Here is a 23,376-nt window from a genome sequence, read left to right as displayed (position 1 = left end):
GAGGGGAAGGGATTCAAAGGTGAAGCTGATTAAAAGGACTTAAGAATCCTTTTCCTGTTCTTCCTCTTTTGCCAGTTCTTCCAGCAGCCTTTCCATACCGTCTATGACTCGCTCCAGCGCCGGGTTTGTACGCCTGAGAGGAGTATGCCCATCGGTTTCCTCGTCGTTAAGGCATAGTTTTTTGATAAAGTCTTCTTTTGATGTCATCATGGGAAAGGCTGCTATAATATTTTTTCAAAATTGTCAAACACAAGAAACCGGGCAAGGAAATACGGATAATAAAGGTTCTGTCCGCATCGCCTCTATGAGTCTCTTCTGTTTAAGGACCGGGTCGCAGCGGCGAACAGGGCAGCCTTTTCTCCAGAGACGGGGCTGCGGGGTTCCGGATAGGGATTCAAATAAACCGTCGTATTGCTCAGGATTGAATCGCTACAACCGAACAGTCTCATCCTCCGACTGCGTGGTATTTTTTTTTCGGTGGATTTTGTCAAGGTTGCCATGTTCTTTTTCCACTCTTTCAATATGCGTTGAAGATGATCTTTATTCGTTTCGCCCGGTGATGGATGCCTGAAACCAAATTTCGAGTTCTTTACGGGAAAACAGCGTACCCGCGCTTCAGGTCATGATCGAAACGTAGACCGGGGTGCATTTCCGTTCGCAATATATCTTTTATCGAGCCGTTCCCTGGGCTGCTTCCGGGGCTTCGCGCCAAGAAAGTACAGATAGGCCAGCTCCTTTCTTTTGATGGTATCGACCATCGCCGTTATTCCCGGATCTTTGTAAACATCGGAGCGCAGATATTTCCGGACGGTTTTGGGATATCTTCCCAACCTGACTGCAACCGCATTCGCTGTCAGGCCCACGTCACTGAGTGCCTTGTATCGCGCGAGTTCTCGTTTCGTTGGTGTTATCCTGCTTTCCATTTTCTTATCCCCTTTCTATCTCTGTATTCACAATACGGTCAGCGCTGTTCTGGATATCCTGTGCCTCCATGCGTAACCTTAAATAAGGATCGACCAGGGAGAAGAGGGGGATTTTGAGCATTCCATGGTGATCATGGTGGATGACCACAAAATCATCCTGCACTTCAACGAGATGGGCATTCTTGAGCCGGGCGTCTGATTCATTGAAGCGAAGCGTGTAACAGGATCCATCCTCGGGCATGTCCAGTGTTCCTCTTCTTCTGATCATCGTTTTCAAATATTCTTTGTAATTCATGGTCAATCCCTCCGGAATATGAAGCGTCATTCCTGCGTGTCCCAACTTTAAGAGCCTATTTAGAATGCTCCTTTATCCGCCTTTCCTGTTGACTATTTTATTTGCGTCACCCATTCATATTCAAGAGGGACAGAGTGATATGGATCACTGATATTTCATGGGAAATTGGTGATAATGTTCACTTTGGAGGTTTGGAAAAAGAATTTGTCGAAACGGTTGAGAAGGAGCAATCCGACTTCGATTTTTTCAACTTTATTGTTATGGTGCGACTGGAAATCCTTTTGTTTCCAAAAGCAAGTTGAAAAATGCGGAATGAAGATTTACTCTTTCTGCTCTGTAACTGAACAGAAATATTGGGTCAGGGATATCCAGGCATTGGATCGAGGGGACCGAGATGGGGAAAAAGGCTGAGGAAGCAGTTCCCGCTCCCGGGCAAAAGTAAAGGCCTTTCAGCTCTTGAAATTCTCAAAAGGGGACTCGGAAGTTTGAGTCTCCTTTTTTATCAAGGATGAAGAAAGACCTGCTGATCGATGCTTAGCAGGGGGGCAGGGTGGAACGGCCATCATGACTTGCCGGATTTTCTGGTGAAATAAAGTGAACTGGTTTTTTTTGACAATTGTCTGTTTCTTCCTCTATGGGATTCAGCGTTTCCTCTACAAGGTATCGGCGGAACGGAACTGCAACACCGCCTGGACGACCCTGTCCTTTATGGGGACGGTGGCACTCTTGAGCACTGTTCTCTGGTTCGCCTCAGATGAAGCGCTGAGAAACCTGAACTGGCTGCTGGCCCTGGCCGCGATCAACAGCCTGACCTTTTTCGTCGATACGGTCGTGACCATCGAGGCGCTCCGTTATCTGCCTACGACGATTGTCTATCCGATGACGCGGATGAGCGCGGTTCTCGCGGTCCTTTTCTCCATTTTCTATTTTCAGGATTCGCTGAACGGTTATCAGATCGCGGGCATCATTCTCGCCATTGGCGTCATCATGACTTTGACGCGGTTTTCCGAGGAAGAAAGACAGGGGAACCGAAACATCCGCAAGGGGCTGATTCTGATCGGGCTGGCCGTCCTGTCCGGAGCCGTGGCGGCGGTTTCCAGCAAGTTTGCCGCCTTGTATACGAATTCGCTTGCTTTCATCGCTCTCACGTATTCGCTCAGCATGCTCTTTTCCCTGGGGTTCCGGAAGCCTTTCGAGAAAGAGGGGGCCAGCCGCCGCTACGGAGAAGCACTGCTGATCGGTTTTGTCTTAGGGCTGGTCAATTTCGCAGCCTTTTTTATCCTGCTTCGGGCCATGGAGACAGGACCCCTGTCCATCATCGTTCCCGTGGTGGGTATGAATTTCGTCATCGCCAATATCCTGGCGGTTGTCATTTACCGGGAAAAATTGACGGTGCTGAAAACGGCGGGAATATTCATGACGGTTTTATCCCTCCTGCTGATGAAACTGGGCCAGAACTGACGGGTTCCGCGCCCTGCGATGTCGCCCCATTAAGGGCTTTTTGCAGGAGTGGGGTCGTGTTCCGGTTTTTTCGAGTACCTCCGTTACCGGCGATGACCTTCATCGTTTTACACTCCTGTCATATCGAACTGTTTCCATGTTCCCTTTTCTCAATCCTTTCTATTCGCTCTTTTTTGGTGAAGCATATCACTGTACACCCATTGAATATCGGTGAAGCTTATCACATTGCCCCCATTGAATGTCATCAATGACGAGAATAAGATGATAATCAAAAAAGACGGTCTGAGGAAAACAAAGAATTTACCGGTTATGGATGAGACAATGGGAGGCATTGAACATGAATTATAATTATAAAGATTACTTGAAAACGTTGATCGGGAAAAAAGGAACGCTGGACATGCCGAGAATGGGGTGCAGTTATTACGTTCTCTGCTACAATAAATCCGATGTCCAGATAGGGAATGCGCAAGTGACAGACGTGCAGGATGATTTTGTTGTCGTCCATCACGATGTCCATGGGACGGTAAAAATACCTATGTCTCATTGTCTGTAAGGCGGAGCTTGCCAAACCCCGTTCGGGCCCAGTCTGAACGGTTGATGAGAATTGCAGACAGGCATCACAATATCGTGAAAGGCCCGGTTGTGATCGCCTTGGTTATCTGGTATCTGGTACCTATGGATATAAGAAAGATCCGCCTGGAGATTAAACAAAGACATCAGGGGAGGATGAATTTTATGACCAGTACGGATTTGATCGCCTTGGAGCCCTTTGAAATCTGCACGATTCGACCTCCTACCGAAAACGCAAGCCTGACCTTTCGCCTGACCCGCAACTGCTATTGGAACAAATGCAGATTCTGCCCTGTCTATAAAATGGGCGCTGTTTTTTCCAGGCGCTCTCTCGACGAAGTTCTGAGAGACATCGAAAGAGCGAAGGCGTTGGATGATCTGATGCGGGAACAGGGGATCGGCAGTCCGAAATATACCCAGTCTGATTACAGCAAATTGCCGGGGCTTGCCGATGAGATTCTCCAGGTCGCGAAGAAAGCCGGTCATGACGTCCAGACGCGCCGGGCTGCCGCGGAGCTTTCCGCCGATGTCGACCCGAGACTGGCCTGGTTTTTCTCCTGGTTTAACGACCAGCCTTCACTTCAGGACAGCCTCGCCCATGTGCTGACCTGGCGCTTGGCCGGGGGCGAAACCTGCTTCCTTGGCGATGCGGATGGCCTGATCCTGAAACCGGAATTTCTGGCCACGGTCGTCAATGAAATCAAATCCCGTTTCCCCTCCATCAAACGCTTTACCGTTTATGGAAGGACAAGAACAGCGGCTCGACAGCGAAGCCTTGCTGATCTGCGGGCCATGGCCGCAGCAGGACTGAATCGGGTGCACTTCGGCGTTGAAAGCGGAAGCGACAGGGTCCTGGCTTTCATGAATAAAGGGGAAAGCAGCGCGGAGCACGTGGAGGGCTGCCTGAAGATCAAAGAGGCCGGTCTTTCCTGCTCCGTTTACATCATGCCCGGCCTCGGTGGTACAGAATTATCAGAGGAGCATGCCACTGAAACGGCACGGGTCATCAATGCCGCCGCCCCTGATTTCGTCCGGTTGCGGACGCTGGAAATTTTTCCACAGACCCCTCTTGAAAAGGCTTTAAAAGACGGCGAGTTTGAGGAGTGTCCGGAAGAACAGATCATCAGGGAGCTGAGAATCATGATCAGTGGAATTCATGTAAAGACGGAACTCTTGAGTGACAGTGCTTCCAATCTCCTTGATTTATATGGGAAACTGCCGGAGGACCGGGGCAGGTTTCTGAAAATCATTGATGACTACCTTGCCCTGTCTGATCGGAATAAGCGGATCTTCAGTTTCAACGCGCGGCTTCAGTCCTTTCTTGGTCAATATGGGGGGCTTCCTGAAGATCTGTACGAAACTCTGAGCCCTTATCTCAGAGAAGAAGGGATCGACATGCGCAGTTGCCCGGATGACATTCTGGAAAATATCATCCGCGCAATCCGGTCCCGACTGATGCCTTGAGCGCAAAAACGCCGGACCGAGACTTTTGAGCCTCATTGACCCGGCGCGATATCTCTTTCCCTGCTTAAGTTGTCTTGCTTTCTTCTTTAAATTCAATTCCCATGAGGCTCACATCATCGGGAAATTTCTCTCCCCGCGCGAAACGCTCGATCGTCAGGATGATCTCGTCCAGAACTTTACCGACGGCCAGCCCGCTCAGGCTTTTTACAAGAGGATAAAACCGTTTCTCCCCGTATAATTCCCCCTCGTCATTCGTGAATTCAAAAACCCCATCCGTATAGAGAAGTATTTTATCCCCTGGGGAAAAAGCCTTCTCTTCCTCTTCAAAGGGGAGAATGCCATCCATGCCGATGATGGTTCCCCCTTTTTCCAGGAGTTCAAAAGTTCCATCGGCGTGGAGAAGAATGGGAGGAGGATGAGCTGCGTTGCTGTAGATCAGACGACCGCTGCGGATATCCACGATGACATAGATAATGGTCAGAAATTTCTCGAAACGTTCCCAGGGATATTCCGAATCAAGCGCCTTCAGAACCTCGCCGGGAGGTACGATTTCATAATCCGGGGAGAGGCCGGGTCGTTTCCGGATGGTGTAGCCCATCTGGGGCTGAAGGGCCTGGGAAATGGAAAAGGTTACCAGGGCAGAGGGTACCCCGTGTCCACTGACATCGATCATGTAAAACCCTAGATGATCCTCATCGAGGTGGATGATATTGAAGATGTCACCGCCGATCGTTTCGCAGGGCATGAATTTCCAGTCGATATCCACATTTTCAAATTTCGGTCGTTTCTCGAGTTTCCGTGGCAGGAGACACTGCTGGATTCCAGCCGCCGCCTTGAGATCTTCGTCGAGTTTCTTCTGCTTTTCCATCAATCTGGCATTGGCCATGTTGTGGAAATAGTCGCTGAAAGAGAAGATGGTGTGACTCATGCAATTATTGAGACTTTGCAGGGCGCTGAGCAGGGCATCGCCTCTCAGTTCTTTTACAAGGATCGGAATCAGGAGCGTTCGATAAATTTCAAAGGCCTTCTGGACTTCCGATAGAGAAAAGCCGCCCTCCAGACGCAGTTTGCTGATTCTGGCGATAAAGGCATCTATCTGGGAGCAGTCGTGGTGCACAATCGCGGCCAGGTATGCTTCGCCGGCCTGTGATGTCGTGGCTATGAGCTCTTCAAGAGGACGTCTGGCGTAAAGTTCGCTGACCTCCTGATGGAGGCATTCCGCCCATTGCCTGGCCACCTCTTTGCTGTATTTATGAAGTACTTCTGTAAGATTCGCAGTCATTGAAAACGTCCTTCCAGTCAACTGTGAAGATCATCCCCCTGGACAGCAAGATAAGCAAAGCACACTTTTCTGTTTTGCTTGCGAATTGCAGTGCAGATAACCAATTCCAGGATGCCGCCGCAAAAAAATACACAACAGCCAATACCGTGACGGTTTGTAAGGGCGTTTATCTCTGAAGTAATTCCGCCTGAAGAAGCAGGGGTGTCTGAAAGCCTCTGCAAAAAAGGGATTTGCAATATTTATATTGGGTTTTGTGCCGGCATGCAATAAAAACATTGACAAAGCGGCACCCGGCGACCGAGGGAACGATCGCCGACATTCACTGCCGCGGCATCGTCTTTCTGCGAAAAATCAGATTCCGCCCCGGATCATTCCGTCATCGATCAGTGTGCAGAAGTTTTCATGTAAATGACATTTTAAGGTTCGTATTTTTTCTTGGCATGAAAGTCAATACGGCCATGGAAGTTCTGCTGAATGCCAGGGAAAAGGGCAAGAATGAATTAAAGAAAAGATTTTTAACCCCTCCCTTTTTATAGAGACGGCAGATGAAATCAAGCACATTCCGATCCCGTTCAATCTCGGAGAGGTACTTATTGACTTTTATGAGAATGTATTTTAATAAAATATTATTCTGCTGTTTTACTCATTAAATCACTATCCTCTCTAAATCATCTTTATTTTTCGCGCGCTCCGGTTTTCCATTTGTTTTGTCTGGCCAAGAACGACGAATTTAACAGGGTTTACCATGAAGAGAATTTGCAGAATTGTGGCGATGTTCTGCTCGGCGGTATTTCTTCTTGCCCCCTTCGCATCCAGGGCGTGGGCCGAAGATGCCGGGCCATTTTATGCGGGCATCCTCAGCAGCTATGTTATTGCCACTGATCTCCGGTCGGAAGGAGCCGTTTTTCCTGAAGAGGTCAAGATCGATAAAAGCTGGGCTCTCGGGGCTAAAAAAGGTTATGTTGTTCCTGCTGCCCGGTGGCTGGGTGCCGAAGTGGAGTATGCTTTTCTGGAAAAGCACGATATCGATGAGCCGGAAGCCGATTTCAGGGACAAGACGCACAACGTGATGGCCAACTTTCTGCTGAGATATCCCAGGGGGCGGATTTATCCTTTTGCGGGGGTCGGCATCGGCTTTTCATGGGCTGAAATCAATGCAAACGTACTTGAAGAATCAGATAACGCCCTTGCATGGCAGCTTATAACCGGAATAAATTATGAAATACTGCCGAACTGGTCGGCCGATCTCGCCTATCGGTATTTAAACAGCAGATATGAGAACGAAAATGTTGACGCTAAAGATGAAAACCATGCAATCGTGTTAGGCGTCAATTACCATTTCTAAAACAGTCGGGAATGTTCCTCGAAAATCCTGAAAAGCAGAAAAATTGTCGGCATTGATGCCATGCCCTCTTTTAAAGTAAATTTCCCTGATCAGCTCCTAATCTCGCGGCTGCAAGCCTCGCGTCTTGACACACAATTTTTTTCCTCATATACTCCCTTCGTGAAAAGCATCGCCTAATCAATAAGATTGCCGACATACTTGTCATCCGACTGCGTCGGAAGAAAAGGAGCGGAAACCATGCGACGGAAATTTGTTTCAGTTTGTTTTTTATGGGTCGTGTTCTTTGCGGTTTTTGTGTCCGGATGCGCTTCGCTCATGTGGATGGGGGAGAAGCCGCGCGTTGATATCGTGAACATCATTCCCACGGAGATGCGGCTCATGGAGCAGACTTTTATGATGGAGCTGCGTATCCAGAATCCCACGGAGACGGACCTGGTCATCAACGGGCTTTTCTTCGATCTCGAGATCAACGGGCAACCCTTTGCCAGGGGGGTCTCCAATCAAAGCTTCAAGGTGGAGCGCCTGAGCACGAAGATTGTCAAAATGGAGGCTTACACTGGACTCACCAGTATCCTCCGGCAGCTTTCGGAGTTAAGAAAAGGAAACTACGACACAGGATTCAGGTACAGGCTGAAGGGCGGCCTTTATTCGGGATCCCCCTCCATCCGTATCCCCTTCGACGAAACGGGTGAATTTAAATGAGAAAACGAAGCGAGCGGATCAAGTTGCTGATTGACTTCATCTGCCATTTCGAAGACGGCGCCGCTCAATGGTTGCCATCGCATGAAAAAGACCAAGAATCGGCCTTATATGATAATGATGCAAGCAGAACTCAGCTTCAGGAAAGGAAACCGGTAAATTCGTGAAGGCAAAAATTTTTCTGACAATCGCGTTGGTCCTGGTCATATTTTCAGTCGGGTGTCAAAAACCCAGAATCCTGGCACTGCCGCATGAACCTCAAAAACAGGCGCCCTCAAAGCAGCCGCCCCTGGAACCTCAGGAACAGATATCCCCAAAAGAGTTGCCACCGGAGCCTCGAAAAGAGATATCCTCAAGAGATCTGCCGGCGGAGCCTCAAAAGCTGAATTACTCAAAGCAACTGCCTCCGGGGGAACTTTCCCTGCGGAAAATAACCGACCCTGCCGATATACCGGACTTTACCGGGGCCTGTGAGGACCTGTCCAATCTGGAGGCGGCCATTAACAACAGTCTGAACTATCTCAGCAAACCCTCAAGCAGACAGTTTTTCCCCTACGGCGATATTCAGCACAAACAGGCGGAGGACAGCCTGAAGGCATTTGCCGGGCTGATCGCTTCCGGTTACAGAGGCGCGCAGCTCAACGCCCTCATCCGGGAACAGTTCGATGTCTATACTTCTGTCGGCTGTGATGACCTGGGAACCGTGCTCTTTACCGGCTACTACACTCCGACATTTGAAGGCTCCACAGACCCTGCCGGGCGCTTTAAGTATCCCTTGTACAGTCAGCCCGATGATCTCGTGAAAAGTCCGGACGGCGTCACCCTCGGCAGACGCACGGTCAACGGCATTGTTCCGTATCCGCAGCGTGCCGAGATCGAAAGCTCCGGGATGTTGAAGGGCAGGGAAATCATGTGGCTTGATGATCCCTTCGAGGCCTATATCGCCCATGTACAGGGCTCGGCCAGGATACGGCAGCCCGACGGTTCGTTCGTCGGAATCGGTTACGCCGCAAATAACGGACATGTGTATGTAAGCGTCGCCCAGAAGCTGGTCGATGATGGAAAGATATCGAGAGACCAGATGAATCTATCCTCGATGATTGCGTACTTCAAGGCCCACCCGGAAAAGGTGGCGGAATATACCGGAATTAATCCCCGCTTTGTCTTCTTCCGAATCACAGACGGTATACCGAGGGGATCGATCAATGAACCGGTGACGGCTTTGCGCACCATAGCCACCGACAAATCGATCTATCCCCGGGCGTGTCTGGCCTTTATATCCACTATCCTGCCACGGGCGAACGGCAATGTGGTGGCTCAGGAGCCGTATCAGGGGTTTGCACTGGATCAGGATACCGGTGGCGCTATCCGTGCGCCAGGCAGGTGCGACATCTATATGGGGCAAGGCGATACTGCCGGAAGGCTGGCAGGGCAGACCTATAAGGAAGGCCGGTTGTATTATCTGTTTATAAAGCCCGAATATCAGGGTGCCGTTTCGGATGAACCGCCCGCGGCGGAATAGAAGAATGAAAAAGAAGTACCTGCACGGTAACAGCATAGAATGGAGGACCATGGAAAATGACATTTGGCTTTGTCTGTGTGAGACCTATCACATTGGCCCTATTGTAGAAAATCTATAATTAAGATATCTTGAAATCGAACAAAGATGCCTTGAAGAAGGGCAGGATGTTCGGAAAAAGCGCGGTTCGTATAGATAAAACGGCGACGTAGCCAAGTGGTTAAGGCAATGGCTTGCAAAACCATATTCTCTGGTTCGAATCCAGACGTCGCCTCCATTCAGAAAAAGACAGGGTCAAATCGGTTCTGTCTTTTTTTTGCATACATGCCGTGCGCGCAAAAAATAAAAAAAGGAGGCCTTAGCGACTCTCCTTTTTTTAAATCCATTTTCAAAGGTGTGTTAGGTTTAAAAGTGAACGTTGAGGCCCAGGGTGAACAGGTGATCCTCCGCTTCAATATCATAATTGATTATGTCGTATTCACTGTAAAAATATTTGTAGGCGAGTTCGGCGGAAAGGTTCGGTGCGATTTCAAAGTTGACTCCAAGAATAAACTGAGTCGCGAAGGCCGCGTCATCTTCATCGATGTCGTATGAATCATATAGCTGACCATTAACCTCGCGTGTTCCTTTTTCTGTAATATTGCCCATCGACAGGCCAAGGCCGAATCCCACATACGGGTGGACCCTGCCATACGGATAACGGAACAGGAGGTTGGCCATCACGTTGTGGGCGCTGAAATCGCCGTCGTAGCTATCTATGACCTGATCGCCGTTTGATCTTCTATAGGACCATGTCTGACCATAATCCTGGTCTCCCAGACAGGTATACTCCAGTTCGAAAGCCATGTAGCTGAGTTGTGGGAATATATATCCAAATTTGACTCCGAGCGCCCAGCTTTCATCGGGGTCTTCGTCGTAACCCCAGTCATCGTAGTAGTCACCCCATCCCCACCGCAGATCATCAGGGATTGCAAGCCCCCCGAATACCCCGATATACGGCCCTGGTTTCTGTGCCGACGCCGCTGGCGCCGTGGCTAAAAGAAGGAAAGCAACTAAACCGAATAAGACCAGTAATCTGCAAAATCTTTTCATAGTCAGTCCTCCTTGAATAAAGGGTATGCAACAATTCATTTTTAACACGGGGATAAAAGATTGAAAAGAGATATTGTCAACGGCTGTGGAGACAGCCCGGGGCCTCACCGTAGATGGAGTGCGCTTTCCACGATATCGCCGATTTCCGCGGGATTTCTTACCACAATGACCCCGGCATCCTCCAAGGCCCGGATCTTTTCCTGAGCCCCTCCGCGGTTCCTGGAAATGATGGCCCCCGCGTGGCCCATGCGCCGTTCCGGGGGGGCCGTCACGCCGGCGATGTAGGCGATCAGGGGTTTCGTCATCGTCGTTCTGAAGAATTCCGCCGCCTTTTCCTCCATACTGCCTCCAATTTCGCCGATGAGGACGACGGCCTTGGTCCCCGGATCTTCCTCGTAAAGTTGAAGAATATCGACAAAAGAAAGTCCGACAACAGGATCACCCCCAATGCCGAGACAGGTCGACTGCCCGATTCCCTTCCGGCTCAACTGGTGAACGGCTTCGTAGGTCAGCGTCCCGCTTCTGGAAACGACCCCCACGGATCCCTGACGGTGAATATATCCGGCCATCAGGCCGACCTTACACTTGCCCGGTGAAATAATGCCCGGTGTATTGGGGCCGATAAGCATCACCTTTCTTTCTTCAAGATAGCGGCGGGCAAGAACCGTATCAAGCACGGGGATTCCTTCGGCAGGGCAGACCACCAGCTTTATCCCCGCCTCCGTAGCCTCCATGACTGCATCGGCGGCGTAAGGGGCAGGCACAAAAATCACCGAGACGTCGGGGGCCGTCTCCTGTGCCGCCTCCCGCATTGAATCAAAAACCGGCACGCCGTCATGGACAAGTCCGCCTTTTCCCGGTGTGACGCCGGCAACGACCTTAGTCCCGTATTCGATCATCCGGCGCGCGTGAAAAGCGCCTTCGGTTCCTGTAATCCCCTGCACTGCCACGCGCGTATTCTCATTGATGAGAATGCTCATCCCGCCCTCGCGACCTCTTCTCCGATCCGCAGTACGGCTTCCCTCAGGTCGGTTACCTGGATAAAATTGAGCCCTGAGGAGGATAGAATCTTCAGTCCCTCATCCCTGTTGGTTCCCTCCAGTCGGATCACCACCGGAACGCTGATGGACAGGTCTCTTACGCCCTGGGCAATACCCTCGGCGACGGTGTCGCAGCGGAGTATGCCACCGAAGATGTTGACGAAGAGTATCTTGACATTCCTGTCGGCAAGGACGATTCGAAGCCCCTCTCTGATCCTGGAAACGCTCGCCCCTCCTCCCACATCGAGAAAATTCGCCGGCTCGGCGCCTGTCATCTTGATGAGATCCATGGTCGCCATGGCCAGCCCGGCCCCGTTCACCATGCAGCCCACACTGCCGTTCAATTTGATGTAATTCAATCCCAGCGCCGACGCGGCGGCTTCCAGGGCGTTCTCCTCTTCCTTCTCATGCAGGGAGGCCAGGGGCGGGTGACGGTACAGGGCGTTGTCGTCTACATTGACTTTGCCATCCAGGGCGACGGGTTCTCCCGATGTCGTGAGGGCGAGGGGATTGATCTCCACATCGGAACAGTCCATTTCCATGAACAGCCTGTAGAGGCTCAGAGACAATTCCGCGCAGCGGGCTGCTGAAGCAGACGGAAGCCCAAGGGAAAGAAAGACGCGTGAAGCTTGAAACGACCGCAGGCCGTAAGCAGGATCAATGGATTCGCAGAGAATCTGTCCCGGCGCTTCGCGGCCGAGTTTTTCGATATCAACACCGCCTTCGCCGCTGACCAGAAGAGCCGGCCTCCCTGTTTCCCTGTCCACCAGAATTCCCACATAGAGTTCCCGTTCGTGGTCAATGCGTTCTTCCAGGAGCAGGCTGTTGACCTGCTCCCCGGCCGGTCCGGTTTGAGCTGTCACCAGCCGGCTGCCGAGAAGATCAATTGCCTGCAGGCCCGCCTCTTCCAGGGTGTTTGCGGTCCGGATTCCCCCGGCCTTGCCTCTGCCTCCCGCCTTGATCTGTGACTTCAGGACAACCGGCATGACGCCGAGCGATCGCGCGGCGGTGACAATTTCATCCGATGTCTTTCCTGCAGCACCCCGGGGTGTGGGTATGCCGAAGCTGCGGAAAAACTCTTTTACCTGATATTCATAAATCTTCATTTTCCCATGCAATCCGTCGCGTCGCACCCGCCGCTTTCCGTGCAGCCTTTCGCGCGGCAGCCATGCCCGCGCGCATGGCCTTTAAGTTGAGATCCTCGGCCCCGGGCAGTCGTTCCCGTATTGCCCTTTCAAGAGCCCGCGGTGATACGATTCCGGTAAGGATGGGAAGTGTTCCGATGGCGATCATATTTGCCGTGGATTCCTGATTGAGCTTTTCCCTGGCGATTCTCGTAAAGGGGATGACAAAAGCCCGCGAAACAGGCAATTGGGTCACAAAGGTGGAATCGGCGATCAATAAGCCTTCAGGCTTCAAATCCGTGTAATACTCATCGCACGAGATCTGATTCATCGCCAGAAGCAGGTCCAGTTTCATCGCCTCGGGATAGTCTATTTCTTCATCGCTGACGACGATTTCGGCTTTGCTGGAGCCGCCGCGCGACTGCGGTCCATAGCTCTGCGTCTGGGCCACATGCTTTCCATCATAAACGCCGATCGCTTCGGCGAGCACAATTCCCATGACAATGATCCCCTGGCCTCCAGATCCGGAAAGCCTGATATCGTACCTCATCTACTTTTCCTCTGCTTCTCTGGCTCGCTTTCTGATTTTCTCGTACTCCTCCTCGTAAGCAGGCATATCCCGGTCAGCAAGCACCCCGATGGTGAATTTGTCCGGCGGAGGCGGCATCGTTCTTCCTGAGTCCGACGCCGAACCAGCAGGACCTGTAAACCAGGGAACAAACCTGGAGGATGAATATCCTGCGGGTTCGCCATCCAGAGGGGCAAGGCCGGCCGCGCCGATCGGGACGGCGTGATCCCGCTGCCATTTGAGCATTTCTACGGCATCTCCCATTCGGTTCAGTTTTCCGTAATAGGTATGGCAATGGGAGACCACTTCAACGACCGAGAATCCCTGCTTCATAAATGCTTTCTCCATAAGGCTGTCGAGCATGGCGACATGGAACACGGTGCCTCGCCCCACAAAGGCGGCCCCGGCGGTCACCGCCAGTTCCGCGATGTAAAAAGCATGCTCGATGTTTGTGTAGCGGCTCGTCGTCGAAGTCATTCCATAGGGGGTGGTTGGCGAATACTGCCCGCCGGTCATGCCATAGATGCCGTTGTTCACGATGATTGCCGTAAGATCGATGTTCCGTCTGGCCGCGTGAATGAAGTGGTTTCCTCCTATGGCCACCGCGTCGCCGTCACCCATGATGACAATGACCTTAAGCCGGGGTTTGGCGAGCTTGATGCCGGTGGCAAAGGTCAGTGCCCTGCCGTGGGTTGTATGAAGGGTATTGAAGTCGACATAAACAGGAAGCCTCCCGGAGCAGCCTATGCCGGAGACAAGAACGACGTCATTCTTTTCCAGGCCCGTTCTGTCTATGGCACGGATGAGGGATCCCAGAATAATGCCGATTCCGCAGCCCGGACACCACACATGGGGAAACTTCTTGTCATGCCGGAGATACTTGTGGATCAGTTTGGTCACTTCAGTGGTCATACAATCTCCATGACCCTTTCGAGGATTTCGTCGGGCGTGATCAGGGTGCCGTCCATCTTGTTCACTCCCACAACCCGGGCCCTTCCCTGATTGACTCGCTTCACTTCCCGCGAGATCTGGCCCACATTCATTTCAGGAACCACCAGTATCCGTGCCGTGGGGAGCAGACTTTCCACGGCTTTTCTCATGAAAGGCCAGAGCGTGTTCAATTTCAACAATCCGGCTTGAATTCCTCTTTCTCTCAAGATCCGGACGCTGCGCCTCGCGGTGCGGGCAACGCTTCCGTAGGCGATAATGACGATTCCGGCATCTTCAGTCTGATAGAAATCCCCGCTGTGAATGTCCGCCATCCTCTGACTGATCTTTCTGAAAAGCCTTGCCATGAGCGGCCCGATTTCGTCCGGCCTTTCCGTGGGAAACCCCCTGATATCATGGGCCAGGCCGGTCACGTGGTATCGATAGCCTTCTCCGAAATCAGCCATGGCGGGAATGCCTGCAGGGGTGTCCTCGTAGGGAATATACCACTCGGGCGGAACCCGGGGGCGCGGCCTTTCAACGGTCAACGCCTCACCTTCGGGCGGAAGCGCCACCTTCTCGCGCATGTGGACCACAATTTCGTCGAGAAGAAGAATGACGGGGATTCTGAACTCTTCGGAGAGGTTGAAGGCACGGAGGGTGAAGTCGTAGCATTCACGGACTGTCGATGCTGAAAGGACAAGAATGGGGTGGTCTCCATGTGTGCCCCACCGGGCCTGCATCACGTCACCCTGAGACGGCATGGTGGGGAGCCCCGTACTCGGTCCACCGCGCATGACATTGACAACGACGCAGGGGATTTCGGCCATGATGGCATATCCCAGGTTCTCCTGCATGAGTGAAAAGCCGGGCCCCGAAGTGGCGGTCATCGATTTCGTGCCGGCAAGGGAAGCCCCGATTATAGCCCCCATGCTGGCGATCTCGTCTTCCATCTGGATGAATGTGCCATTGACGGCCGGCAGCCTCACAGACATGATTTCCGCGATTTCCGTTGCCGGTGTAATGGGATAGCCTGCAAAAAAGCGGCAACCGGCCCGCAGGGCGGCTTCCGCAACAGCCTCGCTGCCTTGAAGCAGCCTTTCTCCGGATCTGCTGCTTTTCAATCTATCCCTCCACCGAAGCCCCGGTCTTTTTTCCCACCACGGAGATGGCAAAGTCAGGGCATCTCATCTCGCACATGCCGCACTGAATACAGGCCTCAGGATTCTTCGCGTATGAATGGCCGTTTTCATCGAGGGCAAGCACCTGCTTCGGGCAAAAGGCGACGCAGATGCCGCAACCCTTGCACCACTCCCTGAAGACGTCAATGTGCGACGGCCCTTTCTTCTTACTCCTGTTCTCTGTTCTGTCCGTCTGTCTTTTATGAAGTATAACACCTGAAACCGAATTACCGCCAGTTTTCTTCTTCCCGGTGCTTTGCATGTTTCAATCGGCCCCCTGGATAAAACATTCTCTGAATCCTGATGCGCAAACTGCTATCTATTTCTTTTATATTGATATAATTATAAATAAAATAATCTGTAATAAAATATAAAAGGTGGGAAGAATGAAAAATACTTTCCCTTTTGTCATTACAATCAGCCGCCAGCTGGGGGCAGGCGGGGCATATATAGGACAACAACTGGCAAAAAAATTGAGTATTTTTTACGCGGATCGTGAAATCATCGGACAGGCGGCGAGAAAGCTTTCCGTGATGGAGGAAGAACTGGAACCACGTGATGAAAAAAGTCTTTCTCTCTGGCAGTTCCTGATCCAATCCTGCGCCTGCACGCCGGAAACTTCCTATATACCGCCACAGATTACGGTACCGTCAGATCGGGAATTATTTAAAACGGAAAGCGAAATCATTACTCGCATTGCACAAGAACATTCAACGGTTATTATAGGAAGATGCGGTTCTTATATCCTTCGTGAACATCCGAATCATGTCAGCATGTTTTTGCACGGGGATTTATCCTTTCGGAAAAGTCGCATTCAAAAAATTTATCATGTATCAGAAAATGTTGCCGAGAAAATGATCGTACAAAGTGATGAAGAACGATCTCAATATCATTATAAATTTACAGGGAAGGATTGGGCGGATGCGAGGCAGTATGGCCTTTCCGTAAATACGGGCAGAACAGGTGTCGACAAAACTGTAGACTGCATTTTGACATACCTGGAATTAATTAAAGTCAGGGACTGTATTCCATAATAGAGACAGATACTTCGACACGGTCCGTGGGGTGTGCCAATCGTTTTGGCTGCAGACAACGGCCGCATGGCAGTTTTCAGGAAAGGGACATTCATTCAATGAATACATATCGGCTCTTTCTTGTCGCATTTTTTATCTTATGCCTGGCTTCCGGAGCGGACCAGAAGACTGCTTCCGCCGAAGATTGGCGGTCTGCTGACCATTCGAAGTTCGATGCTTCCAGAGTGATTCATATCTCTCCATCTGTCGTTCATGTCCGGCAAAGAGTCATACTTTCCGAAGAAGCCCTGTCTAAATTGCGGAAAGACCGGGCTCATGACTACTCCAATTATTCCCATACCATTAACATGAAGCGGATTAACTGCAGGAAACGAACGATCGGAGCTGCCGGGTCCACAGACTACGATACTCGCGGCGGCGTGATCCAATCTTTCGATGAAAAAACAAAATTAAATAACATCCAGATGTTGCCCGTGGTGCGATGTTCTGATGGCGACGCTTTTATTCAGGCCGTTTGTGAGTATGTGAAAAAAGTTCCCGCGAAAAAGCTGAAAAGAGAAGGGAGCAGACCATTTCAGCCGCATTCTTGCTCTCCGTAAAAACCGGCGGTCAGTGTTACGCGGGACTCTGTAATTGACATCACCCATGCGCCATCATCCCCTTTGAATCCAGCATTCTGTGGGCCTTTATTATTGACAAACAAAACTGCCAGTCTTATACTCAAACCATAATAAAATGACTTATCACAGGTCATAACGCAAGCAGTACGCGGGGCTGGTGGGGTCAGCAAGCGGAGTGTCATCAGGAGCGCAGCCCGGTTTTTGCGAAGGATATATGCGGCGGGGATTGCGCAGGGTTGCAAACTCATCCATAAAAAACGATATGAGTCCAGAAAAGGAGGCTGCCATGTCGGATCGAGTCTACAAGAAAGTTGAAATCGTCGGAACCTCGAAAAAAGGCTTTGATGACGCCGTTAACAACGCGATTGAAACTGCCGCAAAAACTATCCGAAACGTCGACTGGTTTGAAGTGGTCGAAACCACCGGGCACGTCGTTGATGGCAAGGTCGCCCACTTCCAGGTCACAGTTAAAATCGGTTTCAGGGTCGAAGAAGACTGATGAAAAACCATATGGCGCCGTCCGGGTTTAACCCCAGGCGGCGCCAACCTTTATTCGTAATCCAATTCTCTTGCTTGCTCCTGTCCACAGAATTTCTTTCTCTGAATTCGACACGGCCTTACCCTACAGGGGAAAGGGACTCCAGCCATCATGACGCAATACTGTTTCAAACCCGGAACCTCAACCTGCGGTCACCAAAACAGGAGGGGAAAGTCGTTGAGAGCTGGATGGACTTGTGCCGGCCTGTCGTGAAGAACAGCCGGCGTCGACAGTGGCTTGAATCCCGGAAGAGAGGGAAAAATGGAGAAATACAAGTGTTCAGTCTGCTTTTATGTTTATGACCCTGAACGCGGAGATCCCAAGTCCGGCATCCCGCCAGGCACGGCGTTTGAAGATCTCCCCGATAACTGGACCTGCCCGATGTGCCGTTCGGCTAAATCCAAATTCAGTCCCTCTAAACCACGGCATTTCAGCCATCCTCCGGGATCGTGATTCTGGCGGATCAAAGCTGGCGGGGCCTGATTGCTTCGTTTTTTTTGAAATTACAGCAATGCTTTCAGCCCTGTGAGAATATCTCCGGAATGATGGGCAACATAGTCTGGGGACACGTTTTCGTAAAATTTTTCTCCCTGGTTGGAGTCGATGAAGATGGTTTTTATTCCAAATCGTTGAGCTCCATGGATGTCCCGGTACATATCGTTTCCCACGTAAATCACCTCCGCCGGTTTCAGCTTCATGAGGTTGAGAGCCTTTTCGATGAGCCTTCCGTCCGGCTTCCTGAATCCATAATGCGCGGAAATAATGATGGGATCGAAGCAGCCTTCCAGTCCCACTGCTTTGATCTCCGGCAGGATGTAACAGGGCTGGGCGTCGGAAACAAGGGCTAAATGGTATGTCAGGCGCAGTTCATCCAGCACTCTCTTCACGCCGGGGTAAAGTCTGAGGCGTTTCCGGGAGACGGCCCTGTACATCTGGGCAAGAATCGTGGACAGCTTCTGCCGCGTTGTTCTTGATTTTACACCTTCCTGCAGGAGAAGTCTGTTCCAGATGACCTCTACGTCTATCTCGGGATATTCCTCCTGCCGCTCTCCTTTCTGCTGCTTCAATATCTCATGGTAACGATCCCGCACGGCCCACCGGTGCATATAGACTCCATGATAGGTCAGAAAATGGGCGATGGTGCGATAGATGTCTTCCCGGGATTCGTCGGTCCTGATATCGATCAGTGTTCCGTAAAGGTCGAAGAGAATTCCATGAATGGCCATAAATAATCTACCTCAGTGTTTTCCTGGCTTCATCCAGCAACTGCCGGCGGTATGCATCGGATATCCAGGGATTACGGGCAATGCGCAGAAGGGTCATTCCCATGTGAAACGGAATGCGGCGAACGATGGACCGAAAGGCTCTGTCCCGATCCGGAAAGTGGCAGGCATATTCCCATAAGAAGTGTCCGATAAAGGGTTCCGCCTGCGTCCCGTTGCCGGCGTGCTGCATGAAGAAATGCTTGATCTCGGCGGCCACCCGGCCCACATCGAAGACCCGGTCGGCTTTTTTCATCCGCTCCAGATCGATGGCGATCACCCCGAGGCCATCACCGAAAAGGATATTGGCCGGTGTCACATCACCGTGGACAAGGACTTGGTTGTCTTCCCACATGCATTCCTTTTTTCGCCACTGCTCCTTCAGCAGGAGGAAGTCTTCCGCCTCGCTCCATCCGACATGTCCCCGATTTTTGAGAAAATCCACAATCCGGTCGAAGTAGACGCAGTCCTCGCTCATGTCCACCTTTTTTCCGGTTGCGGTCCGATTATGCAGCGTCGCAAGAAAATAGGCGAGGGCGGTGAGCTTTTGAAAAAGACATTCCCGCGCCCCCTCCCGGATGGCCTTGATGATAAAATAGTCAAGCGAAAGGCCGTGACAGAACTCCTCTATCAGGACACAGTTGAGACGTGCATTGCAACCGAGGGGAGGGGCGATGCAATGAGGGTGGCAGGTGAAGCCGATGCCTCTCAGATGCTTGAGGTTGTTGAATTCCCGTTCCATGTGACGGAAGGCGATTTCTGGTGAGCGATTCTTGACGCCGTTGAAGAATTTTCCCACAAGGTTTATCCGGTTTTCCTGATCTTCGTAAAGGTAGACATCGTTGGAGGCCGGTATCTGATAGACCCGGAATACGGGAGAGTGGCCTGAGGCGCTGAGCCGCGGGAGAATGTCATCGCTCAGATATCCGTAAAGAGGATCTTTTATGGGAAGATGTCCGAGGTATCTCATGAGATCTCGATTTATTCTTTGTTTTTAAAACGCGGTATGAGGGTGATGATTTCAAGCCACTGTGCATCCCGGCCTGTTTGTCTGTCGACGCGTGCGAATTGAATGGTGAAATTTTACTGACGTACAGGTGGGTGGAGGGACCTAACAGTTAAAATGTTCCATATTTTCAGCAAAGGATTCGAGTTCCACGATATACATATGATGTGCCTCGTCGTCAAAATCGGCTTTCTCAATTTCATTTTCCGCGAACTCATTGATCAAATCCAATGCGGAATAATATTCTCTGTGTATGGGATCTTTTTCGCCGAAATTTACCTCATAACGGTTGTAATTATAGGTAATCTTAATATAATCTCTCTGCTGTTCCGTTAAATTCAATATCATTTCTCTTTTCCTTTTTGTTTTGTTCATTTCGGTTGATGTTTATTCGGCATATTTCCGGGTAATCGTTATTTTTTATATCCGCCGGTCAGAAACCATGTCAACAGTAAAAAGTATGCATTCTATGCGGCTTGGTGTGGAAATTCGACCTGTTATCCGTGCATTGCCTGTGCTGATCTTCAGGTTCTGGATGATGGCAATAAAAAAAGCCCCCTGAGATCGGAGGCTTCTTAACGTAAAATGAATTCAGCTCTCAGAGCTTGCGAACATTTTCGGCGGAAGGTCCCTTGGCGCCCTGGACAACGTCGAAACTGACGCGTTCGCTTTCTGCCAGCGTTTTAAATCCTGTTCCCTGGATGGCTGAATAATGTACGAAGACATCATTGCCGCTGTCCTGTGCGATAAAACCAAATCCTTTTGAATCATTAAACCATTTAACTGTTCCTTCCGGCATCATTATTCTCCTTTATAATTATGTTGGTCTTTTCAATATGAGCTCTGATGGGTCAATCGGTTTGCAGAAATAAAATCAGCAGAATATTTGTGTAATGAGGATCAAAACCGCGAGTCCCGCGTACAGCCCGCCAAGCATTGTCATGAAGTTCTGTGTTCCGGTCGGTTTTGCGGCCTCAGTCGGAGAAGGGTAGCCGTTCATGGTGTAACTTCCCAGAGCGTCGTTTGGATCAACGGTAATGACGACCTTGCACCGGGGGCAGCGGAAATAAAGTTTCGCGGAATAGGGATCATGTCCTTCTGATGTGAACGCATCGCCTCTTGATTCAGCAGGTTCTGCCCCTGTAATTTCTCTTGGACCTTCATGCCCACAGCATGAACACCATATTCTTTTAGAAATCATTTAAGGCTTCCCCCTTTTTTGGTCAAGAAACATTCGGTTCGTGCTCATCTGGATTTTGTTAATAAGGAATCCACATCGCCACAGTGTGGGCTATAATGCCATAGTTTAAATGTAATGCAATACGGATTGATTACGGAGGCTATGCCAGGTGCAAACTGGCATAGAGAAAATCGGGAGTGCGCTGGTTAGTTTTTTGATTAAAAGAAAGAATGTTTATTCGATATAAAAAGGCGGCCTTACAATTCACAATGCCCTTTTGGGGATTATCTTTTGAAAATCAGCCAATACGTCAGTGCCGGGAACGCCGTAATTCCGGCGACGCTTATTAGAGAGATGCCGTACCGAAGATAGGAGAAATCCGCTCAGAAACCGGTTGACTGCGATGCTGATAATCTGTGCTCAGGGACGATCTGTTTTGAAAATGCCAAAAATCCTGTCCTTCCAGCCTCTTTTCTTTTTCTTCGGGGGTGCGTTGACATGATCGCAAACTGATTGAACAATATCCTCTTCGTGAGAATCAGGAACTGCTTTTTGCATTTTAATGCCTGACCGCTCGAAATCCGCGTCATAGATCACACGGCCGTTCGAATTGTAATGGGTGCGATGTACAATTCCGATTGTTTGTTTCCTGCAGTCGATCTGAAACCTGAGGAGAACACTGAAAGTCGGATCTTGCGGGTATCTTTCGGGGAACACCCTTTCCCAGGCGCGAATGACCGATGGAGAAACGCGAGTGATTCTGGAGGCATCGAAGAACGAATTCGAATCTTTAATGGGACGCCAATCCTCGGCTGAAGCGGACTGTCCCCCGACAAGAAAAAGGCATGAGATAAAAACTCCTGTAAAAAACATTCGTTTTGGATTCATTTTATTTCCTTTCCTGAAAATTAGATTATTTGTTGGCTGTGGCCTGCAGCTTTCTAACTGCATAGTGGACCATTTTTAGCCCCCGAATCGCAACCGGCGGGATCATACATGCAAGAATGCGATTCCGAGTAGACGAATGCCGGGCATCGAATTCGGTATGCTACATAAATCGGCAACTGACTGTCAAACCCTTTCCAAATTTCATGGGATGTAAAGGAGAAATTCCTCTCCTGCCTCTTTGCTTATCCTCAAATAAACCAAAGGAACAACGCAGATCCGCTTGACCCTCATTATCCCAGTATATGACTGATATAGTGACCGTAATCACACCGTATTGCATTGTTTTTTTTTGCCATGGCATTATATGGCACGCTTCCAGGGCGGGAAGAATAAACCGTAACATTCATGTCCACTGAAAAGGAGAAAGTCATCGCAGGGAGGGCCCCATGTACTTTATTACTTTATCCAGACAGTTAGGTACAAAAGGAACCGAAATAGCGAAACTTGTGGCAAAAGAACTTCATTATGACTTCTATGATACAGAAGCCATCGAAAAAAAAGCGGGAGAAATGGGATTCCTGGATGATATCCGCAAGGTAGATGACAAGCCGCCTTCTCCTTTGAAACAGCTTTTTTCATGGCAGACAGAAACCTGCCTCGAACACCTGTACACAGTAATTTACGACCTTTCACGTTATGGGAACGCGGTCGTGCTTGGACGGGGAGGTAATATGCTTTTTCGTCCCATCCCTCATGCGCTTCATGTCCGGGTAATCGCATCGCATGAAAAGCGTGTTCAAAACCTGCTGGAGAAGGTTTACAGGAGGGAAACCGCCGTCATGATTATGGAGAAGAGCGATCAAGAGCGCTCAAGTTTTATCAGGTTTGCTTTCAATCGGGACTGGGGCGATCCCGAGTTGTATGATATGGTACTCAACATGGACAACATGACGGTAAGGAGTGCGGCTGATACGATTTTACGCGCGGCCCGTCTGAGAGAATCCCAGTGCCCTTCCCGCGATGGGATGAGCCCTCTGAATCTTATGGAACTTACGGCAAAAGTAAAAGCGGCGCTTGCGAATGCAGGTTTTCCATCGAATTACGCTTCACCGTTCGTCAATGCGCCGGGAAAAGTCCGGTTGACGGGGATTGTGCATGATCCCCGGGAAAAACTGGCCGCGGAAATGACCGCACTGAAAGTGGAAGGTGTTGAGTCTGTAGAAAACCGGATTCAGATAGCCGGAAGTTAGAATCCGGTCATCCATTGCCGATTACAGGGTTTGTACCGACTTTTTATCAAAATGCCGTCCTGGGCCTCTTCATCAATTCAGCCTCTAACGCATTCAGAAGCAATCAAT

Annotated in this window: 29 protein-coding genes, 1 tRNA gene and 1 pseudogene; 13 read left to right on the top strand and 18 right to left on the bottom strand. The window is 50.3% G+C overall.

The window, feature by feature from the left end; genetic code table 11:
• Positions 1 to 39: 39 nt before the first annotated feature.
• The 3 genes from SYN_RS16295 to SYN_RS11525 all read right to left on the bottom strand — a co-directional run bounded on the left by SYN_RS16295 (position 40) and on the right by SYN_RS11525 (position 1,218).
• Positions 40 to 210, bottom strand: coding sequence for a hypothetical protein (locus SYN_RS16295; protein WP_011418332.1), 171 nt, complete (start codon positions 208 to 210; stop codon positions 40 to 42).
• A gap of 410 nt (positions 211 to 620) precedes the next feature.
• The gene (locus tag SYN_RS11530) at positions 621 to 923 is read right to left on the bottom strand and encodes a hypothetical protein (RefSeq protein WP_011418330.1); all 303 of its coding nucleotides are present in this window, start codon (positions 921 to 923) and stop codon (positions 621 to 623) included.
• Between the two features lie 4 nt (positions 924 to 927).
• A complete protein-coding gene (locus tag SYN_RS11525; protein WP_193329354.1) occupies positions 928 to 1,218 on the bottom strand; it encodes a hypothetical protein in 291 nt (96 codons plus the stop codon).
• 134 nt (positions 1,219 to 1,352) lie between these two features.
• On the opposite strand from SYN_RS11525, the gene SYN_RS16290 reads away from it, so the two are divergent.
• Complete coding sequence (locus tag SYN_RS16290; RefSeq protein WP_158302974.1) at positions 1,353 to 1,520, top strand: hypothetical protein; 168 nt, start codon at positions 1,353 to 1,355, stop codon at positions 1,518 to 1,520.
• 292 nt (positions 1,521 to 1,812) lie between these two features.
• Entirely contained in the window at positions 1,813 to 2,679 is an 867-nt protein-coding gene (locus SYN_RS11520; protein ID WP_011418327.1) for a DMT family transporter, read from the top strand.
• A 4-nt stretch (positions 2,680 to 2,683) separates the two neighbouring features.
• On the opposite strand, the pseudogene SYN_RS17100 reads toward SYN_RS11520, so the two are convergent.
• Positions 2,684 to 2,782, bottom strand: a pseudogene (locus SYN_RS17100) (flavodoxin family protein); the annotation flags it as partial.
• A 234-nt stretch (positions 2,783 to 3,016) separates the two neighbouring features.
• Between SYN_RS17100 and SYN_RS11515 the strand changes: the two are divergent.
• Positions 3,017 to 3,232, top strand: a complete 216-nt coding sequence (locus SYN_RS11515) for a hypothetical protein (RefSeq protein ID WP_237671290.1) — start codon at positions 3,017 to 3,019, stop codon at positions 3,230 to 3,232.
• 182 nt (positions 3,233 to 3,414) lie between these two features.
• Positions 3,415 to 4,713 carry a radical SAM protein gene (locus SYN_RS11510; protein ID WP_148202568.1) on the top strand — a complete coding sequence of 433 codons (1,299 nt, stop codon included), beginning with the start codon at positions 3,415 to 3,417 and terminating at the stop codon, positions 4,711 to 4,713.
• Between the two features lie 64 nt (positions 4,714 to 4,777).
• Here SYN_RS11510 and SYN_RS11505 read toward each other — a convergent pair whose 3' ends face one another.
• The gene (locus SYN_RS11505) at positions 4,778 to 5,995 is read right to left on the bottom strand and encodes a PP2C family protein-serine/threonine phosphatase (RefSeq protein ID WP_049749986.1); all 1,218 of its coding nucleotides are present in this window, start codon (positions 5,993 to 5,995) and stop codon (positions 4,778 to 4,780) included.
• A 745-nt stretch (positions 5,996 to 6,740) separates the two neighbouring features.
• Between SYN_RS11505 and SYN_RS11495 the strand changes: the two genes are divergently transcribed.
• From SYN_RS11495 to SYN_RS11480, 4 genes are all read left to right on the top strand, one after another.
• Positions 6,741 to 7,340 (top strand): outer membrane protein, encoded by a 600-nt coding sequence (locus SYN_RS11495; protein WP_011418319.1) that lies wholly within the window; start codon positions 6,741 to 6,743, stop codon positions 7,338 to 7,340.
• Positions 7,341 to 7,577: 237 nt separating this feature from the next.
• Entirely contained in the window at positions 7,578 to 8,042 is a 465-nt protein-coding gene (locus tag SYN_RS11490) for an LEA type 2 family protein (RefSeq protein ID WP_041585053.1), read from the top strand.
• Positions 8,043 to 8,202: 160 nt separating this feature from the next.
• Positions 8,203 to 9,561: a murein transglycosylase A gene (locus SYN_RS11485; RefSeq protein ID WP_011418316.1), complete on the top strand. Its 1,359-nt coding sequence runs from the start codon at positions 8,203 to 8,205 to the stop codon at positions 9,559 to 9,561.
• Between the two features lie 199 nt (positions 9,562 to 9,760).
• Positions 9,761 to 9,835 (top strand) — tRNA-Cys (locus SYN_RS11480).
• A 128-nt stretch (positions 9,836 to 9,963) separates the two neighbouring features.
• Here the strand turns inward: SYN_RS11480 and SYN_RS11475 are convergent.
• The 7 genes from SYN_RS11475 to SYN_RS15880 form a co-directional block, all read right to left on the bottom strand.
• A complete protein-coding gene (locus SYN_RS11475; protein ID WP_041585052.1) occupies positions 9,964 to 10,650 on the bottom strand; it encodes an outer membrane protein in 687 nt (228 codons plus the stop codon).
• 104 nt (positions 10,651 to 10,754) lie between these two features.
• Complete coding sequence (gene sucD / locus SYN_RS11470) at positions 10,755 to 11,630, bottom strand: succinate--CoA ligase subunit alpha (RefSeq protein WP_011418314.1); 876 nt, start codon at positions 11,628 to 11,630, stop codon at positions 10,755 to 10,757.
• Positions 11,627 to 12,796: an ADP-forming succinate--CoA ligase subunit beta gene (gene sucC, locus SYN_RS11465; protein WP_041585051.1), complete on the bottom strand. Its 1,170-nt coding sequence runs from the start codon at positions 12,794 to 12,796 to the stop codon at positions 11,627 to 11,629. Before sucC ends, sucD begins: the two co-directional genes overlap by 4 nt.
• Complete coding sequence (locus SYN_RS11460; RefSeq protein ID WP_011418312.1) at positions 12,783 to 13,364, bottom strand: 2-oxoacid:acceptor oxidoreductase family protein; 582 nt, start codon at positions 13,362 to 13,364, stop codon at positions 12,783 to 12,785. The genes sucC and SYN_RS11460 overlap by 14 nt, the downstream gene beginning before the upstream one ends.
• Positions 13,365 to 14,294 carry a 2-oxoacid:ferredoxin oxidoreductase subunit beta gene (locus SYN_RS11455; protein ID WP_011418311.1) on the bottom strand — a complete coding sequence of 310 codons (930 nt, stop codon included), beginning with the start codon at positions 14,292 to 14,294 and terminating at the stop codon, positions 13,365 to 13,367. It lies immediately after the preceding gene.
• Positions 14,291 to 15,433, bottom strand: a complete 1,143-nt coding sequence (locus SYN_RS11450; RefSeq protein WP_011418310.1) for a 2-oxoacid:acceptor oxidoreductase subunit alpha — start codon at positions 15,431 to 15,433, stop codon at positions 14,291 to 14,293. The genes SYN_RS11455 and SYN_RS11450 overlap by 4 nt, the downstream gene beginning before the upstream one ends.
• A 1-nt stretch (position 15,434) precedes the next feature.
• Positions 15,435 to 15,752, bottom strand: coding sequence for a 4Fe-4S dicluster domain-containing protein (locus SYN_RS15880; protein ID WP_011418309.1), 318 nt, complete (start codon positions 15,750 to 15,752; stop codon positions 15,435 to 15,437).
• Positions 15,753 to 15,876: 124 nt separating this feature from the next.
• Here SYN_RS15880 and SYN_RS11440 point away from each other — a divergent pair, with 124 nt between their 5' ends.
• The 4 genes from SYN_RS11440 (at position 15,877) to rd (ending at position 18,135) form a co-directional block, all read left to right on the top strand.
• Complete coding sequence (locus SYN_RS11440; RefSeq protein ID WP_041585050.1) at positions 15,877 to 16,524, top strand: AAA family ATPase; 648 nt, start codon at positions 15,877 to 15,879, stop codon at positions 16,522 to 16,524.
• Positions 16,525 to 16,622: 98 nt separating this feature from the next.
• Entirely contained in the window at positions 16,623 to 17,123 is a 501-nt protein-coding gene (locus tag SYN_RS11435) for a hypothetical protein (protein ID WP_041585049.1), read from the top strand.
• 307 nt (positions 17,124 to 17,430) lie between these two features.
• On the top strand, positions 17,431 to 17,643 hold the full coding sequence (locus tag SYN_RS11430; RefSeq protein WP_041585679.1) for a dodecin: 213 nt from the start codon (positions 17,431 to 17,433) through the stop codon (positions 17,641 to 17,643).
• A gap of 300 nt (positions 17,644 to 17,943) precedes the next feature.
• Positions 17,944 to 18,135: a rubredoxin gene (rd, locus tag SYN_RS15875; protein ID WP_083756492.1), complete on the top strand. Its 192-nt coding sequence runs from the start codon at positions 17,944 to 17,946 to the stop codon at positions 18,133 to 18,135.
• A gap of 50 nt (positions 18,136 to 18,185) precedes the next feature.
• Here the strand turns inward: rd and SYN_RS11425 are convergent, their stop codons facing one another.
• From SYN_RS11425 to SYN_RS17095, 6 genes are all read right to left on the bottom strand, one after another.
• Complete coding sequence (locus SYN_RS11425; RefSeq protein WP_011418304.1) at positions 18,186 to 18,908, bottom strand: HAD family hydrolase; 723 nt, start codon at positions 18,906 to 18,908, stop codon at positions 18,186 to 18,188.
• A 7-nt stretch (positions 18,909 to 18,915) separates the two neighbouring features.
• Positions 18,916 to 19,914 (bottom strand): aminoglycoside phosphotransferase family protein, encoded by a 999-nt coding sequence (locus tag SYN_RS11420; protein ID WP_011418303.1) that lies wholly within the window; start codon positions 19,912 to 19,914, stop codon positions 18,916 to 18,918.
• 141 nt (positions 19,915 to 20,055) lie between these two features.
• Entirely contained in the window at positions 20,056 to 20,298 is a 243-nt protein-coding gene (locus SYN_RS11415) for a hypothetical protein (protein WP_041585048.1), read from the bottom strand.
• 250 nt (positions 20,299 to 20,548) lie between these two features.
• Complete coding sequence (locus SYN_RS11410; protein ID WP_041585047.1) at positions 20,549 to 20,749, bottom strand: cold-shock protein; 201 nt, start codon at positions 20,747 to 20,749, stop codon at positions 20,549 to 20,551.
• A gap of 75 nt (positions 20,750 to 20,824) precedes the next feature.
• Complete coding sequence (locus SYN_RS11405; protein WP_011418299.1) at positions 20,825 to 21,151, bottom strand: hypothetical protein; 327 nt, start codon at positions 21,149 to 21,151, stop codon at positions 20,825 to 20,827.
• Between the two features lie 399 nt (positions 21,152 to 21,550).
• Positions 21,551 to 22,003, bottom strand: a complete 453-nt coding sequence (locus SYN_RS17095; protein WP_041585046.1) for a surface-adhesin E family protein — start codon at positions 22,001 to 22,003, stop codon at positions 21,551 to 21,553.
• 461 nt (positions 22,004 to 22,464) lie between these two features.
• Between SYN_RS17095 and SYN_RS11395 the strand changes: the two genes are divergently transcribed.
• Positions 22,465 to 23,268 carry a cytidylate kinase family protein gene (locus tag SYN_RS11395; protein ID WP_011418295.1) on the top strand — a complete coding sequence of 268 codons (804 nt, stop codon included), beginning with the start codon at positions 22,465 to 22,467 and terminating at the stop codon, positions 23,266 to 23,268.
• Positions 23,269 to 23,376 lie beyond the last annotated feature (108 nt).

Source organism: Syntrophus aciditrophicus SB (assembly GCF_000013405.1).
GTDB classification, from domain to species: domain Bacteria; phylum Desulfobacterota; class Syntrophia; order Syntrophales; family Syntrophaceae; genus Syntrophus; species Syntrophus aciditrophicus.
The sequence above is the reverse complement of the archived record's forward strand: the minus strand, read 5'-3'. Positions and strand labels throughout refer to the sequence as shown.